This window comes from Myroides sp. C15-4 (assembly GCF_050522745.1).
Taxonomy (GTDB): domain Bacteria; phylum Bacteroidota; class Bacteroidia; order Flavobacteriales; family Flavobacteriaceae; genus Flavobacterium.
The window spans coordinates 25,069-40,796 of sequence record NZ_JBMVQX010000036.1 but is presented as its reverse complement, the minus strand read 5'-3'; the positions used below and the strand labels follow the sequence as shown (position 1 = coordinate 40,796).

The 15,728-nt window shown below is 36.5% G+C and carries 10 protein-coding genes and 3 tRNA genes; 2 read left to right on the top strand and 11 right to left on the bottom strand.

Features of this window, described 5'->3' with window-relative positions; all coding sequences use genetic code 11:
- Window positions 1–95: 95 nt before the first annotated feature.
- The 5 genes from ACPDHL_RS13855 to ACPDHL_RS13835 form a co-directional block, all read right to left on the bottom strand.
- Window positions 96–170 (bottom strand) — tRNA-Val (locus ACPDHL_RS13855).
- A gap of 25 nt (window positions 171–195) precedes the next feature.
- Window positions 196–270 (bottom strand) — tRNA-Val (locus ACPDHL_RS13850).
- A gap of 47 nt (window positions 271–317) precedes the next feature.
- Window positions 318–395: transfer RNA gene (locus tag ACPDHL_RS13845), tRNA-Val, on the bottom strand.
- An 87-nt stretch (window positions 396–482) separates the two neighbouring features.
- Window positions 483–1,700, bottom strand: coding sequence for a bifunctional folylpolyglutamate synthase/dihydrofolate synthase (locus ACPDHL_RS13840; RefSeq protein ID WP_430533344.1), 1,218 nt, complete (start codon window positions 1,698–1,700; stop codon window positions 483–485).
- A gap of 216 nt (window positions 1,701–1,916) precedes the next feature.
- Window positions 1,917–3,005, bottom strand: coding sequence for an anhydro-N-acetylmuramic acid kinase (locus tag ACPDHL_RS13835; protein WP_430533343.1), 1,089 nt, complete (start codon window positions 3,003–3,005; stop codon window positions 1,917–1,919).
- Window positions 3,006–3,102: 97 nt separating this feature from the next.
- On the opposite strand from ACPDHL_RS13835, the gene ACPDHL_RS13830 reads away from it, so the two are divergent.
- Window positions 3,103–4,245 carry an acyl-CoA dehydrogenase family protein gene (locus ACPDHL_RS13830; RefSeq protein WP_430533342.1) on the top strand — a complete coding sequence of 381 codons (1,143 nt, stop codon included), beginning with the start codon at window positions 3,103–3,105 and terminating at the stop codon, window positions 4,243–4,245.
- A gap of 84 nt (window positions 4,246–4,329) precedes the next feature.
- Here ACPDHL_RS13830 and ACPDHL_RS13825 read toward each other — a convergent pair whose 3' ends face one another.
- On the bottom strand, window positions 4,330–5,202 hold the full coding sequence (locus ACPDHL_RS13825; RefSeq protein WP_430533341.1) for an energy transducer TonB: 873 nt from the start codon (window positions 5,200–5,202) through the stop codon (window positions 4,330–4,332).
- A 300-nt stretch (window positions 5,203–5,502) separates the two neighbouring features.
- On the opposite strand from ACPDHL_RS13825, the gene ACPDHL_RS13820 reads away from it, so the two are divergent.
- Window positions 5,503–7,944, top strand: coding sequence for an ATP-binding protein (locus tag ACPDHL_RS13820; RefSeq protein WP_430533340.1), 2,442 nt, complete (start codon window positions 5,503–5,505; stop codon window positions 7,942–7,944).
- A gap of 134 nt (window positions 7,945–8,078) precedes the next feature.
- Here the strand turns inward: ACPDHL_RS13820 and fabV are convergent, their stop codons facing one another.
- From fabV to ACPDHL_RS13795, 5 genes are all read right to left on the bottom strand, one after another.
- The gene (gene fabV, locus ACPDHL_RS13815; RefSeq protein WP_430533339.1) at window positions 8,079–9,275 is read right to left on the bottom strand and encodes an enoyl-ACP reductase FabV; all 1,197 of its coding nucleotides are present in this window, start codon (window positions 9,273–9,275) and stop codon (window positions 8,079–8,081) included.
- 220 nt (window positions 9,276–9,495) lie between these two features.
- Window positions 9,496–10,602, bottom strand: a complete 1,107-nt coding sequence (locus tag ACPDHL_RS13810) for a helix-turn-helix transcriptional regulator (protein ID WP_430533338.1) — start codon at window positions 10,600–10,602, stop codon at window positions 9,496–9,498.
- Between the two features lie 9 nt (window positions 10,603–10,611).
- Complete coding sequence (locus ACPDHL_RS13805; protein WP_430533337.1) at window positions 10,612–11,562, bottom strand: helix-turn-helix domain-containing protein; 951 nt, start codon at window positions 11,560–11,562, stop codon at window positions 10,612–10,614.
- An 848-nt stretch (window positions 11,563–12,410) separates the two neighbouring features.
- Window positions 12,411–13,196, bottom strand: coding sequence for a hypothetical protein (locus ACPDHL_RS13800; RefSeq protein ID WP_430533336.1), 786 nt, complete (start codon window positions 13,194–13,196; stop codon window positions 12,411–12,413).
- A gap of 56 nt (window positions 13,197–13,252) precedes the next feature.
- A complete protein-coding gene (locus ACPDHL_RS13795; RefSeq protein WP_430533335.1) occupies window positions 13,253–15,727 on the bottom strand; it encodes a TonB-dependent receptor plug domain-containing protein in 2,475 nt (824 codons plus the stop codon).
- Between the last annotated feature and the right edge of the window lies 1 nt (window position 15,728).

Below are 15,728 nucleotides of genomic sequence, written 5' to 3'. Positions count from 1 at the left end.
GCGATGAGGGATTCGAACCCCCGACCCCCTCGGTGTAAACGAGGTGCTCTGAACCAGCTGAGCTAATCGCCCGAATTGACGTTAATCTAATATTGTGGGCGATGAGGGATTCGAACCCCCGACCCCCTCGGTGTAAACGAGGTGCTCTGAACCAGCTGAGCTAATCGCCCGAATTAACTTTTATTTAAAATATTGTGGGCGATGAGGGATTCGAACCCCCGACCCTCTCGGTGTAAACGAGATGCTCTGAACCAGCTGAGCTAATCGCCCTAATTAATATTTCTATAAATTCGGAATATTTTCAATATGTGTAAGAATGGTGGGCGATGAGGGATTCGAACCCCCGACCCTCTCGGTGTAAACGAGATGCTCTGAACCAGCTGAGCTAATCGCCCTTTCTTTATGAACGTGTAATCATGTGTTGATTACGGGTGCAAATATACGACGGGATTTTATGTTTGCAAGCTTTTTGGAACTTTTTTTTATAAAATTTCTGCTACAACAAAGGTACTTCCTCCTATATAAATCAAGTCTTCCGCCTTCGCTTCTCTCTTCGCTTTTGCATAAGCTTCTGGTATTGAATCACAAACAACACCATCTAATCCAAATTCCCTTGCTTTTTCTGCTAAAATCCTTGCATCAAGTCCACGAAAAATAGTTGGCTTCGCAAAGAAATATTTTGCTTCTTTTGGTAAAAGAGGAAGCACTCCTTGCAAATCTTTATCGTTTACGACCCCAAAAACAAGGTATAATTGATTGTATTTTTCTGTTTTCAATTGCTCCATGACAATCGACAGTCCATGTTCATTGTGTGCCGTATCTGCAATTACCTTCGGATTTTCTTGTAAAATTTGCCAACGTCCTTGCAAATTAGTAGTAGCTACGACCTGATTTAATCCCTTTTTTTCCTCTTCCTCAGTGATCACAAAATCTCTACGCAACAATTCGATCGTTTGACGAACGGTGCGTATATTCTTTTGCTGATAGCTTCCTTTTAAATCTGATGTATAGGCATTCGACGCATAGGTATCTTGAGCAAAATAAATCGGACTTCCCATTTGTTCTGCTTTGGATACAAATACCTGTTTGGTTTCGTCCACATACTCACCTACAACGACGGGTACTCCTTTTTTTATAATTCCCGCTTTCTCTCCCGCAATAGCCGCTAACGTATCACCTAAAAATGCAACGTGATCTTTTCCTATATTCGTAATCACGGATACCAAAGGCGTGATAATATTCGTTGCGTCTAATCGTCCTCCCATACCTACTTCGATCACGGCAATATCTACCTGCTCCTCTTTGAAATATGCAAAGGCCATGCCTACGGTCATTTCGAAAAAACTAAGCGACTCCCTTTCAAAAAATGCTCGATTTGCAGCAATAAAATCAACAACAAAGGCTTCTGTAATTTCTACTCCATTAATCTTAATACGCTCTCTAAAATCTTTTAAATGAGGGGAAGTGTACAATCCCACCTTATATCCTGCTTCTTGCAGAATGGATGCCAACATAGACGACGTTGATCCTTTTCCATTTGTTCCTGCTATATGCAAGGTTTTTAGTTGCTTTTCTGGATGATTCAAATGGGCACTTAGTTTCTCTATATTCGATAAATCTGCTTTATATGCCACAGCTCCTTGTTGTTGATACATGGGCAATTGTTCGAACATCCACGAAACGGTTTCTTGATAGGTCATAGGTCAAAAGAGGATCGCAATCCGGTATTGTTGTTACTACTTATTTTACTGTATGGTTGTTTTCTTGCTACAGCAGCACATTTTAGGTCCACTATACCAGTAAAACGCACCAAATATAGGGTGTTTTCAAAGTGTCACGCAAATGGATTAACAATAAAAAACAGAAAGAACACTTTTTCCCTATTCATTACTCCATTTTTTGTTTTATCATTTTTCTTACCACACTGGATCAAAAATAGTGTAGATTACTCCCGCACTGTGGTCATACTGTGCTCCTGTTACACTGGCTAAGGTATTGACTTCATCTCTCACTTTGAGCACGCCTAACAAAGCAAAAATCAACGCTTCTTTGTAATTCACTACTAAAGGATCAGGAACCACAAACACATAAGAAGAAGCGTAAAACGCAAGGCGACTCATAAGATACGTATTAAACGCGCCACCACCGGTCACCAATATCTTTGACTGCTTAGGCAATTGGATTCCCGCGGCAATCTGCATGGCAATATGTTCGACAAATGTGGCTAAATAATCTTCTGGACACAGGGGATACAAAGCCAAAAGCGGTTGAATATTACTTCCAACAAATTCCACTCCTAATGATTTTGGAGGCGTTTTCGCATAGTAGTCTAACGCATTTAGTGCCTCTAACAAAGGCTGACAAACGGTTCCCGTTTGCGCTTTTGTTCCCTCAGGATCATATAGGAGGCCCAATTTATTTGCTTGTTCATTTAGTAACACATTAACAGGACACAAATCGAAAGCAATGCGGTAATTCAGTGCATTTTCATAGGAAACATTGGCAAAACCACCCAAATTCAAACAAGCAGTATATTCGCTAAAAAGCAGGCGATCTCCAATGGGAACTAAAGGTGCTCCTTGGCCACCTAACAGCACGTCCTGCACGCGAAAATCACAAACTACCTTATGTTGAACTAAATCTGCCAAAAGAGATAAATTACCTATTTGAACCGTATAGCCCAAATCTGGACGGTGTAAGATTGTATGTCCATGCGAACAAACGAAATCAACCGTTTCTAAGGCATTTTCTTGAATAAAAGCAGTAATGATACTAGCTAAATGAACGGTATACTGTTCATCCAATTGATCTAACCCTTTTTTATTCAATCCAAGGGCTGATTTTAGTTTAGCTCTCCACTCAGCTGAATAGGCCACTGTTTGCCCTTTTACCAATTCAAAAGACCAAGTATTTTGTTTGACAGAGAGTGTAACATAAACCAGATCAACCCCATCTAAAGAAGTCCCGGACATGATTCCAATAACGTGATATTGACTATTTTTCATAGGTATAAATTTAAGCATAGAAATTGAATATTTGATAATATTCCGCTATATTTGAACTTATAAATTTCAAGATTACAAAGGATAAAATAAATACTCGATGGATTTTAAATTAACAGAAGAACAACTAATGATTCAACAGGCTGCTCGCGATTTCGCACAGACTGAATTATTACCTGGGGTTATTGAAAGAGATGAACACCAAATTTTCCCAACAGAACAAATAAAAAAATTAGGAGAACTTGGTTTCTTAGGTATGATGGTTGATCCAAAATACGGCGGAAGTGGCTTAGATAGTGTATCTTATGTATTAGCAATGGAAGAAATTGCTAAAGTTGATGCTTCAACAGCTGTCGTTTTATCTGTTAATAACTCTTTAGTTTGTGCAGGTTTAGAGAAATATGCCAATGAAGAGCAAAAGCAAAAGTACTTAACTCCAGTGGCATCTGGAGCGGCTATTGGTGCTTTTTGTTTATCTGAACCTGAAGCGGGATCTGATGCTACTTCTCAGAAGACAACAGCAGTTGACATGGGTGATTACTACTTGTTGAACGGTACAAAAAACTGGATCACCAATGGTAGTACTGCTTCTTTTTACATTGTTATTGCACAAACAAATCCAGAAAAGAAACACAAGGGAATTAATGCTTTCATCGTAGAAAAAGGGTTACCTGGATTTGATATTGGAGCAAAAGAACAAAAAATGGGAATCCGTGGTTCTGACACGCATACCTTACTTTTTACAGATGTCAAAGTACCAAAAGAAAACAGAATTGGAGCAGATGGATTTGGTTTTGCTTTTGCCATGAATGTTTTAAATGGCGGTCGTATCGGAATTGCATCACAAGCTTTAGGTATTGCTCAAGGAGCCTATGAGTTATCATTAAAATACGCCAAAGAACGCAAAGCATTTGGAACGGAAATTATCAACCACCAAGCGATTGCTTTCAAATTAGCTGATATGGCAACGAATATTTCCGCAGCTCGTATGTTGTGTTTAAAAGCGGCGGCTGAAAAAGATGCCGGACAAGACATCTCTATTTCTGGGGCTATGGCAAAATTATTTGCTTCTAAAACAGCGATGGATACAACAGTTGAAGCCGTACAGATTCACGGTGGTAATGGGTATGTAAGAGAATACCATGTAGAGCGTATGATGCGTGATGCAAAAATTACACAGATTTATGAAGGAACTTCTGAAATTCAAAAAATTGTTATTTCAAGAGGTATTTCGAGAGACTAACCTCAACAGTATATACAATAAAAGCGATCCTTGGATCGCTTTTATTTTTTTAGTAAACCTATCTATCAATTTATCTCTATCACCTTATTGTACTTGAATGGTAATTGGCAAAGTGAATTGAGATCGAACTGTGCGATTATCCTGACGAGCAGGTTTCCATTTAGGCATTGTTTTCAATACGCGAACCGCTTCTTTTCCTGCTCCATAACCAGGATCACGTAAAACTTTGATATCGGTAATACTTCCGTCTTTCTCAACAACAAAAGACAAGATTACTTGTACTTTACCTGCCGCATTAGGCAGGTGTATTTCACGGAATTTTGTAATAAAGCTCTTGCTAAAATTAGCCAATCCTTCCATTGGTGCGGCACTTTCTGTTGTCACGCGATAAATCGCATTTCCTCTATCAGCTTCTTCACCTTCACTTTCATCTAAAACATCAATGCGATCTCCCGCTTTTTCTTTGATTAAAACAGTTCCCTCCTCATTGCCTTTAATAGACTCACTGCCAATTAAGGCATCGATTAAATTTTCTTGTTTGGCCAGTTCCTCCGTAATTTCATCTGCTGCTGCTATTTCTAAGGTTGTAAATCGCTCGACATCTATACTAGAAGCAGGTGCACTAGCCTCCTCTGTTTTACGTTCATCTACTAGTGGTTTCACTTCTTCTTCCTCTATTTTTGGCAAATCAACATCGACAAGTTCCAGTGGCTCATCTATAAAACCAAACTCACAATACGTAATTTCTCCTCCAGCATATTCATTTTCTTCTTCAAAAAAAGAAGAAATAGCCGCTGGTGCCACAAATACCAAAGCAAATAAACACAATCCACTGCCTAAGGCAAAAAGAGTTGTTTTTGGGCTCTCTAAACGCAATTTGTAGGCGCCATATTGCTTATTTCTGCCTGCAAATACAATATCTAACCAATCTTTCTTAAATAAATCATTTTTTGCCATAACGTACAGTTTTAATTGATTAAACATAAAGATTGCCTAACTAAAAGGACAATCTAGCTCTTAAATAAAATCATCATTTCCATATTTATACTAAAGTTAACCATTTATACCGAATATCAAAATATAATCAACTTTTATTTACACATCCAATAAAAAAACAAACGAATAAAAAAATAATTATCAACCCTACCTCCTTATTTCTTGTGCTGTTTTATTTTCCTTTTTACAACCCAAGCGAAAACACACCAAGGACAACTAACATTTTGTACATTTGTAACTCAATTCAAACACTGTTACTGGATGAAACCCTCAAAATCGATTAAAATAAAAATCATATTCTTGTATATAATCCTACTAGGAGCTGTTTTCTTCTCGGGTTTTTACATCTATAAAGAGGCCAAAAAATTCACTTTACCTGAAGAGCAAGTAGTCAAAGAAAACAACAAAATTTTCCTTGTTAGTAGTACCTTAAACAACTTGTATTCTTCTGAGATTTACAGTCGAAATGCCATCGTTACGGGAAACAACAAAGACATCAAAAGCTACTATTCACATTTAGATACCTTAGTCAATCAAATTGAGCAAATCAAATTGACAACCACCGATAAGGCTATTCATCAAAAAATCGATTTGGTACAAGACTTACTGAAAAAGAAAAAAGTCAGTTTCAACAATATCATTAAAGCGCGAAAAGAAATCAATGAGGATCGCAACTACAGTGAGGCAATCGACAAGATTTACGACATACGCGATGAAATCCAAAAGAAAATTGAACCAATCGTCATTCAAACCAAAGAAAAGGAAAAGCGAAGTGGTTGGGCACGTCTATTTAAAGGAGACCATACGGATACCATTACCAAAACAATCAACTATCCCAATGTAACGGACTCAATCATTAGTGCGATGGAAAATATTATCTTACAAGCACAACAAAAAGTTAATCAACAACAAGCCAACTTATTAAAAGAAGAACAAAAACTAATTCTCGAGAACAAGAATATCACCAATGAATTGCGCAAGATCTTAGAGAGTATTGAGCATAATTTACTCTCACTCTCTTACCAAAACATCAACGAGTCCAAAGCGCGTATTAGCACTGCATCGACCAATATTGCTTACATTGGTGGATCAGCGCTTTTTGTCATTATTATTTTGGGCTGGATCATCATCAAAGACATCAACCAAACGCAAGAATACCGTGTAAAACTAGAGCAATTAAACCAAGAAAGAGAAGTTCTACTTCGCAGTAAAACCATGCTATTTGCTACGGTAACACACGATTTGCAAACCCCTCTAGGTAGTTTAATTGGTTTTTCTACTCTTTTAGAAAACACGGAACTAAACAAAAAACAGAAACAATACCTCAACAATATACAAAGCTCCACACAGTATATTGCCAACTTAATCAATGATTTAACTGACTTTTCTAAATTAGAAAACAATAAAATTAGCATTCAAGAAAAGGCATTTAATCCGAAAGAACTAATTGAGAGCATCTGTGCGCCTCTAGTTCCCAATGCAGACAATAAAAAAATCAAGCTGAAATGGACGGTAGATCAAGCCTTAGACAATTCTTTTATCTCTGATCCTTATCGCTTAAAACAAATTGTTACCAACCTCATTACCAATGCTATAAAATTCACACAACAAGGGGGTGTTTTCCTTGAAGCAATTAAATTAGACGATCAGATCGAAATCAAAGTTATCGACACAGGTATTGGTATTGAACAAAATCAAATTGAAAATATTTTTAAAGAATTTAGTCAGGCTAATGCAGGTATTGAAAAGCGTTTCGGAGGAACAGGGCTAGGATTAAATATTTCCAAACGCCTCATCAATCTATTGGGTGGTGATATTCGCGTAGAAAGCATCTTAGGAGAAGGCTCTATCTTTACCATTACTTTACCCCTTGAAAAAGCAGATGTACAAACCAATACCTATATATCTGCAAACCAAATTAAGGAGCAATTTACCATCTTAGCTCAAAATAAAATTCTCGTTGTAGATGACGATAAAATTCAGCTGCAATTGATGGAGGAACTACTTGCTCCTATTTTCAAAAAAATTGATATGCTCAACGATTCTTCTGAAATTGAAAGCACACTCGATCAGGAGCAATACGATATTATTCTCAGTGATATTCAAATGCCCAAAATGGATGGATTTGAAATGATTCACTTGTTAAAAAACAACAAAAAATACAAGCAAATTCCCGTTGTTGCCCTATCGGGTAAACGCGACCTTACAGTAGAAGACTTTACCCAAGCCGGCTTTGCCTCAGCACATCAAAAACCGATTCAACTGCAAGAATTGCTAATTCTCATTACACAGCTCTTACACCCTACTTATAAACTTGAATTGACAACTAAAAATGACGCAGCTGTTTTTACTGAGAAACCAAAACAACTGTATGACATTAATCAAATTAAACAATTCATCGGAGAGGATAGTGCAGCCTTGAGAAAATTCGTGGTCATTTTTGTAGATAGTACCCAAGAAAACATCCTAGATCTTAGCTATGCAACAGATGACTTTGACTATCAAACCGTTAGCAATATCGCACACAAAATGCTACCGATGTTTAAACAATTGCAAATTAATCACCTCGTTCCTGCACTAGAACAATTAGAAGATCAAACCATCGAGTTTCAATCCAAAGAGGATCTTGCACAGCATATTCAAATCCTCGCTGAACAAATACAAGAAATTGTTTCAGATCTACAAAAGAAGTATTTAGGATGATGCGGTTTGTTCGTCGCGCGGTTTGTTCGTCGCGCGATTTGTATGGTTTGTATGAAAACTAAACTGTAAACTGGTTAACCGTAAACTGTTAACAATAAAAAAAGGCGATGAAAAAAATTCATCGCCTTTTTTTATTATTTAATACTTGGAACGTCAACTAGTTCATTTGTTTCTGCTTGATAATCTACTGTATCAAATTCGAATCCGAACAAATTAAAGAAATCCCTTCTATACCCTTCTAAGTCTGAAATTTCATTGATATTATCGGAGTTGATTTCCTCCCATAATTTCGCTACTTCTGCTTGAACGTCTTCTCTCATTTCCCAGTCATCAACGCGGATACGTCCTTCTTGATCTAGGGCAACCGCTTGGCTAGCATACAAGCGATCGTTAAATAAGCGATACATTTGCTCGATACAGCCTTCGTGGATATTTTTTTCTTTCATCACTTTATACAAAAGCGAGATATACAAAGGCACTACAGGAATTGCAGAACTTGACTGCGTTACTAATGCTTTGTTTACTGATACGTAAGAAACTCCGTTCAAATCAGCAACTAGGTTATTAATAGTTGGTACAGTTGCTTCTAAATCATTTTTCGCCATTCCGATTGTACCATTTCGGTAAATAGGATAGGTCAATTCAGGTCCGATATACGAGTAGGCTACTGTTTTTACACCATCGGCTAAAACACCTGCCGCCTTTAGGTCTTCGATCCAAAACTTCCAATCTTCACCTCCCATTACAGCGACTGTATTATCGATATCGCTTTGTTCCGTTACAGGATCGATTGTAATAGTAGACACAACACCTGTATGGAAATCTACCGTTTTATTTGAAAAAGGCTCGTTGATTGGTTTTAATACTGAAGCATACGCTACACCCGTTTTAGGATGTGTACGTCTTGGTGATGCTAAGCTATACACAACTAGGTCAACTTGACCTAAATCTTGTTTAATTAGCGCTATGGTTTGTTTTTTAATTTCATCAGAATACGCATCTCCATTGATGCTTTTTGCATATAAACCAGCTTTTGCCGCTTCTTGCTCAAATGCTGCTGAATTATACCAACCTGCAGTTGCTGGACGACCTTCTGTTGCTGACTTTTCAAAGAATACTCCTATAGTAGCTGCATCAGAACCAAAAGCTGCAGAAATACGCGATGCCAATCCGAAACCTGTAGAAGCACCTATAACAAGTACTTTTTTCGGTCCATTCGCTATTTTGCCTTTAGATTTAACATATGCAATTTGTTGTTTAACATGCGCTGCACATCCTTCTGGATGAGAAGTTAAGCAGATAAATCCACGAGTTCTAGGTTGTATAATCATTATTTCTATTTTTTTACTTTACTACGCTTGTATGTTATTTTCTTTATTCATTGAAAGCTTCAATGCTTATACAAATATAAACAACTCTTTTTATATGCAAATGAAATAGTGATCAGAAATAAGTAATCCGAAGTGAGAACAAAAGAAATGAAAAAAAAATGAGCAAATAGCAAGAAGTAAAAAACACTTCTAGACTACTTACCCATCCACTGCAACTTGTTTATCTGTTTTCAAGGATATTCGTTATATATTCGGAAGGTGATACTCCTTCGTATTTCTTAAACGCGCGAAAGAAAGAGGTTCGAGAATTAAATCCGCATTCATCACCTAATTCGGACACCGATATATCAAAATCTTTTTTCTCTAATAACTCCTTTGCATGTTCGACACGCAATTTATTGATGTAAGCATTGAAATTCATCCCATAAGTTGTGGAGAAAAACTGAGACAAATGATGCTTAGCAATTTTACTTTCTTGTTCAAGATCATCCAAAGCAAAATTAACCTTTAAGAACGATTGTTTATCGTGAACAATTTGTTCTACCTTAACTTTATAAGCATGTAAAACCTCTTCAGCTAATTTTGATTTCTCGTATTTTAAAAGCGCTTGTTGTTCTTCTGCTGTTTTTCCTTCTTCAGCCGAAGTAATAGAAACCATTTTTACGTATTTCAATCGCGCGATATAGTAATTAAATATAACAACAGAGAAACACAATAAAGCTAAATAGGTAACTGAAAGGTCATAATAGAGAATATTATCGTAAAATACAATTCCTAATGACACCAACGCCATGAAGATCATAATCCACATCACACGCAAGATTAATAGGCGAATATTGCTATTCAACACTAGCTTGTTAATCTTAAAGTACCCAGTAAAAGCATAGCCGACATATTGGAATACTTCAATAAAGTAAAGGACCAATAAGTAGCGATACGCCTCAACTGAATTTATATCCAACTCTTGGCTTAGCATGAAAATATAAAATCCCAACAGTACCAACGTAGGAATAAAGTGCAACATAAAGGAATAGCGCTTCGTATGCTGCTCTACTTTGTGAACTTCATCCGATAATAAGACAAGACAACAATAAAATGTAGGTGCATAGACCGTATTAAAGGGCAATCCAAGATGGATTAACCGATATTCTGGCCATAACAATCGGCTACACAACGTAATAACTAGATGTAAAACAAAAAACAAAAGAAATACATTGAGTAATTGTTGTGTTCTAGTTGTAGTAGTCAGTTTATTATTAATAATAAACGAAATACTGCCAAAAATAATAGCTGCTGTTAATACGACTAAGTTAAAATAAAACTCCATAACCGCTCATTAAACGATTTGATTGCGATATACAGAAGGGGTTTTACCTACAAAAAGCTTAAAGTACTTGTTAAACGTTGATTTTGAACTAAAACCACATTCTTCCACAATAGCTTCTATGGTCAAATTATTACGCACTTGCAATAATTCTTTTGCATGTAAGATCCTATATTGCGCTACCATATGATAAAAAGAAGAATTCAATTGATGGTTAATCACAGTAGATACTTCTTGTTTATTCAAATTTACTGCATCTGCTAGATCTTCCAATGAAAACGAATTCGCTAAAAAGTCATCACTTGTTTCGAAAAACTCAATAATTACTCTTTCTTTATCTTCAAATTTCGTGTGCAGCGCATGAGTATCCGTTTTCGTTACAACAAATTCAGTTCCTTGATTAAGCAATACTTTGTTGCCTTCTTGGTAGTTGAACAAGCTAAATAAGCTAAACAAGAACAGCGATACAGCTAATCCTGTTTGGAAAAAGACATATTCTACGCCAAAATCAGCAAAGCTATAAGTCACAACAAAGAAAATTGCTCTTACAATTAAACCTGCGATAAGGAAGTTACAGAAAAAACCAATAAATCCTAATACACTTTGATTCGAATTAGAAGGTTGGATCGACTTCATTTCTTTGTACAACAACATTAAGTAGGTCAATACATAAGCAAAAACAAGCGATCCTATTAATTTGAATGCAAACAGGCTTGGTAATAGAATGATCAAAACGGCAAGACTGTAATGGAAGAAAAATTCTCCGACAGAAGGCTCGGCTTTATTTGCTGTTTTTCTTGTAAAGAAATACAATAATGGAATAGCCAAATGACTAAAATTGAGATTCACGCCTAAGCCAATTACTATAAGCTGAATCAGAGAGATAGCTAAAACGCTTTTAACGATGCTCTCGAAGTTAAAATGGCCTCTTAAAAAACCATCAAATGTTTTAATTAGTTTCATAATGTTAGTGGTGATGATGTATTAATATAATACCTCTACCCTCACATATTGCGTCGTGACTATACTGCATAGCTATATAGCACGATTCTCTATTAAGTGGGGACTTAAGATAATAGATGTTCGCCTATTACTACTTTTTTTACTTTCGTTTAAAGCGTGACAAAATTATTATTTATTTTTTAGATTAACATATTATTTAACACTACAAAATGAGATTTACACATTATACATCTAATCGCATTTAACTTTTTATTATACTTAATTTCTCAAGTAAAAATACCCAAAGTCAGCAAGCATTTTCACGTAATAACATTTATTACTCTATTAATTTATATCCATTTAATACAATAAACACAACCTTTTACTGAATTAATTGATTTATTCCCTCCTGCATTCTCCTCTTCGACTTTGTTTTTTTACGCAGTAGAAGCTTTAACTTACTTATGAACTATAAATGCATACAATAATCTCATTCTGTATATATCTAAGACCACCAACCCTGTAAAAGGTCACATTTTTTTTACTCTTTTATCTGATTTACCAAAAAAAACACAGGTCAATCACTACAAAAAATCATAAATAACATTCAAAACACAGCATTAAAAACAAAAAATATTTTTTTACTACACGTAATACGTTAAATTCAATGCAATATTCATAAATCAACTTTTTATTTAAAATCGTATCAAAAAGCGATTTTATTTCTAACATAATAACCTACTAGACTTATAATTCTCAAAACGAGAGTATATCAATAAAAAATAAGAATGAAAAGGGCGAATAGACAATTATAAAAAAAGCCCTAAATACAAATGTATTTAGGGCTTTTTTTATTTCGAGCACTAGTTTTATTCAGACGCTTCTGCTGCTTCCACTACTTCTTCTTTTGTATCATCTTGACTCAACACTTTTAAAGGATCATAACTTTTAACTTCCCAAGTAGGATCTGTTAAGTCCACATAAAAGTAATTAACGTTGTCATTTTTATCAAAAGCTCCATTCTTATTGATGTCTTCAATTGTTCTAAAATACAATCTATTTTGTACATCAATGACCGTCCAATCTAATAATTCCTGTAAATAAGGACTTAATTTTTTAAAATCCCTTCCACTGCCTTTACTTATATAAAGCGTTTTGATATCATTTGAATCAATCTTACCATCGCGATTGGTATCTGCATCAAACACATTATAAACCAAAATATTTCGCTTTAGTTTTTCGGCTATGGTATTCAAGTACACCACAGACTGAATCTGAATGGTCTTTGTGGTCAGTGGTTTGATATCCAAAGAATCTTTATGTTGAAACATTAGATTTTCTAAATACCCTGTAATTTCAAAAGGGACGAAATTGGAAACCGTATAGGAGAATTGACTCACCTTACTTGTACCGTATTTACTAGGGCTAGAATAGACCCTAACCTCTCCAACAGGGTGAATTAAATAGGGTGAATTACCGACAACCAAAGGCAAATCAGCAATTCTGATATCTTCTGTTTTTTCTTTTACTACTTCTTGTTCCGTAGTTTTTGCTTCATCTTTATAAATTACTTTGGGTTTCTCCTCTTGCCCTTTACAAGAAAAAAACAACACAACGGAAAAAGCACTTACGATTAAACCTAATTTTGTTTTCATTCTTTTCACTATTGATGATTCAAAGATACGTTTTTTACAAATGCACGACTAAAAAATTAAAACGTTAGCGTTATTTTCATATTAAACGTTCGATTGGTCATATAATTGGGAATAGCAAACTCTTTACTGCTATTCAAATCGCGAATCCACGTATTGGTAATTGCGTTTGCCACGTTGAATACATTGTAGATTTCTACTCCTAGTTGCAATTGTTCAATACCTTGAAGCCAACGCGTATTTTGTCCTACTTTTTCATCTTTGAATACGTAATTAAATCCAATATCGGCCCGTTTATAATCGCGTAATCTTCCTCTATATAAGTAAGGATCAACATAAGAAGGCGAACCTCCTGGCAGTCCTGTATTATAGACTGCATTGAGATACAACCTCAAATTGGGTATTGAAGGCATATAATCTTGAAACAGCAAGCCAAATTTTAATCGTTGATCTGTTGGTCGCGCGATATAGCCTTTGTCTTGGTAATTTTCTTCTGTTTTCATGAATCCTACGCTAATCCAAGATTCAGTACCGCCAATAAACTCTCCATATAAACGAACATCTGCACCGTAGACGTAAGCTTTAGCGTCGTTATTTGCCACATAACGCAAGCGTACATTGTCTAACGTATAGACATTTACATCGTGCAAATCTTTGTAATAGACTTCAGTTTGCATGCGGAAATTTTTATTCCACATAGTAAATCCATACTGATGACCTAATACGGCCACCCATGCTTTTTGTGCGTCTAAGTTGGGATTTAATTCCCCATCAAACCCGCGATATTCTCGATACGATGGTGGTTGTTGATACAGACCAAAAGCCAAACTAAAGAGCATGTCTTTTTGCCAGCCTTGTGGTTCTAATGCGATTTGCATTCTTGGACTTACTGCTATTTTCGCTTTACCTCCTTCCGACATCTTCCATCCTTGTACCCTCGCTCCCGCATTCAAGGTAATCTTCGTATCTTGACGGTACACGGCTTTATTCCATTCTGTATAAGCCATTATGCGGTTGATGTCCACAGTATGCTGGGTATGTAATGCTGCATACTCGTGTTTATTGGGTAAAACATACCCCAACGAATCCATCAGCTCCCACTCTGATAAGCGGTCTTTTATATTCTCTCGGACGTATTTCACGCCCCAATGCAAAGAGGTATTGGCCTCTCCTATGAGGTGTTTCCCTTTTACCTCAGCGCTTAAGGATAAGGCATCATAATTATTTCTGGCATGTGTATATTGAGAAGCTATTCCTTTTCGAATAGGCAACGGATTTTGCACCTCTGAACCAAACAGTGGGTCCGAATCGGTCTGCTGCTGATCAACCACCAGATAGGAGGCTTCTATATCGTAATATTCTTTTTCTTGGGTATGGTAAGCCGAAAAAACAGCTTCTATTTTATCTTGATCCGTTTTATACGTAGAAATTAACGCACCAAATAGTGAGCTGTACTTATCCTCTTCTTTACCGTTGTACAAAATGGATACCGTAGACGTATTGCTCATGCCTCCAAAAGCGACTGTAGCCTGATTGGGTTCATATTTGTAATGGTTGCCTGTTATATTTCCGATAAAACTAAATCCCCAATTATCATCTACTTTGTAGTTTACTGCGGTTTGGGCATCCATAAAGGAGGGCTTGTAATAGCCATCATCCTCTTTGCGGTTCATCAACAGGCGATTATTGTGATACCGCATTCCAATCATAGCCGTCAAGGCTTGATCTTTAGAAACTACATCTACTGTTGCACCAGCACCCAAAAAACTAGCTTGCAACTGCGCTTTATTTCGCGTTGGCTTACGATACTCTACTTCCAATACAGAGGATAACTTATCTCCATAGCGCGCTTTAAATCCTCCTGCAGAAAACGAAACATGTTCTACCATGGCTGGATTGATAAAACTCAACCCTTCTTGTTTCCCTGAGCGAATTAAGAATGGACGATACATTTCAACACCATTGACATAGATTAAATTTTCATCAAAACTTCCTCCTCTTACGGCGAATTGACTACTCAATTCATTGTTGGAATTCACCCCTGGTAAAGTGGACAATACCGTTTCTAACCGATTACTTCCCGAAACTACCTCACGGACTCCACTTAGCGAAACACTGGACAAATCCCGATCAAAACTGCCGTTATAATTTAAAATCTCCACGGTTTGCATGATATTATTATCTAGCATTTCCTCTGCTACTGCTTGCGTAATTACTCGTCCTTTCGCTCCCTCGCATTGTATGGTTATCTTTCGAAGTTCATTGGGAGATAAAACAAAAGTTTCTTGTATCTCACAAGGACTATTGATAAATTTTACTCGTATTTCTTCCTCAGCGGGAACTTCTACGTAAAACTCCCCCCTCGCATTGACTTTGAGCTTGTGAATCGCACCGCTTTTGAGCAATAGTAGTATCTCGGTCGCCTTCCCTCCCTTTTCTTGTACAATTTTTCCCTGTAGGATAGCTTTGTCCTGTGCCTGTGTACATAGTCCTAAGAAAAAGAGAACCAGTGTTATTCCCAATCGATTTATCATA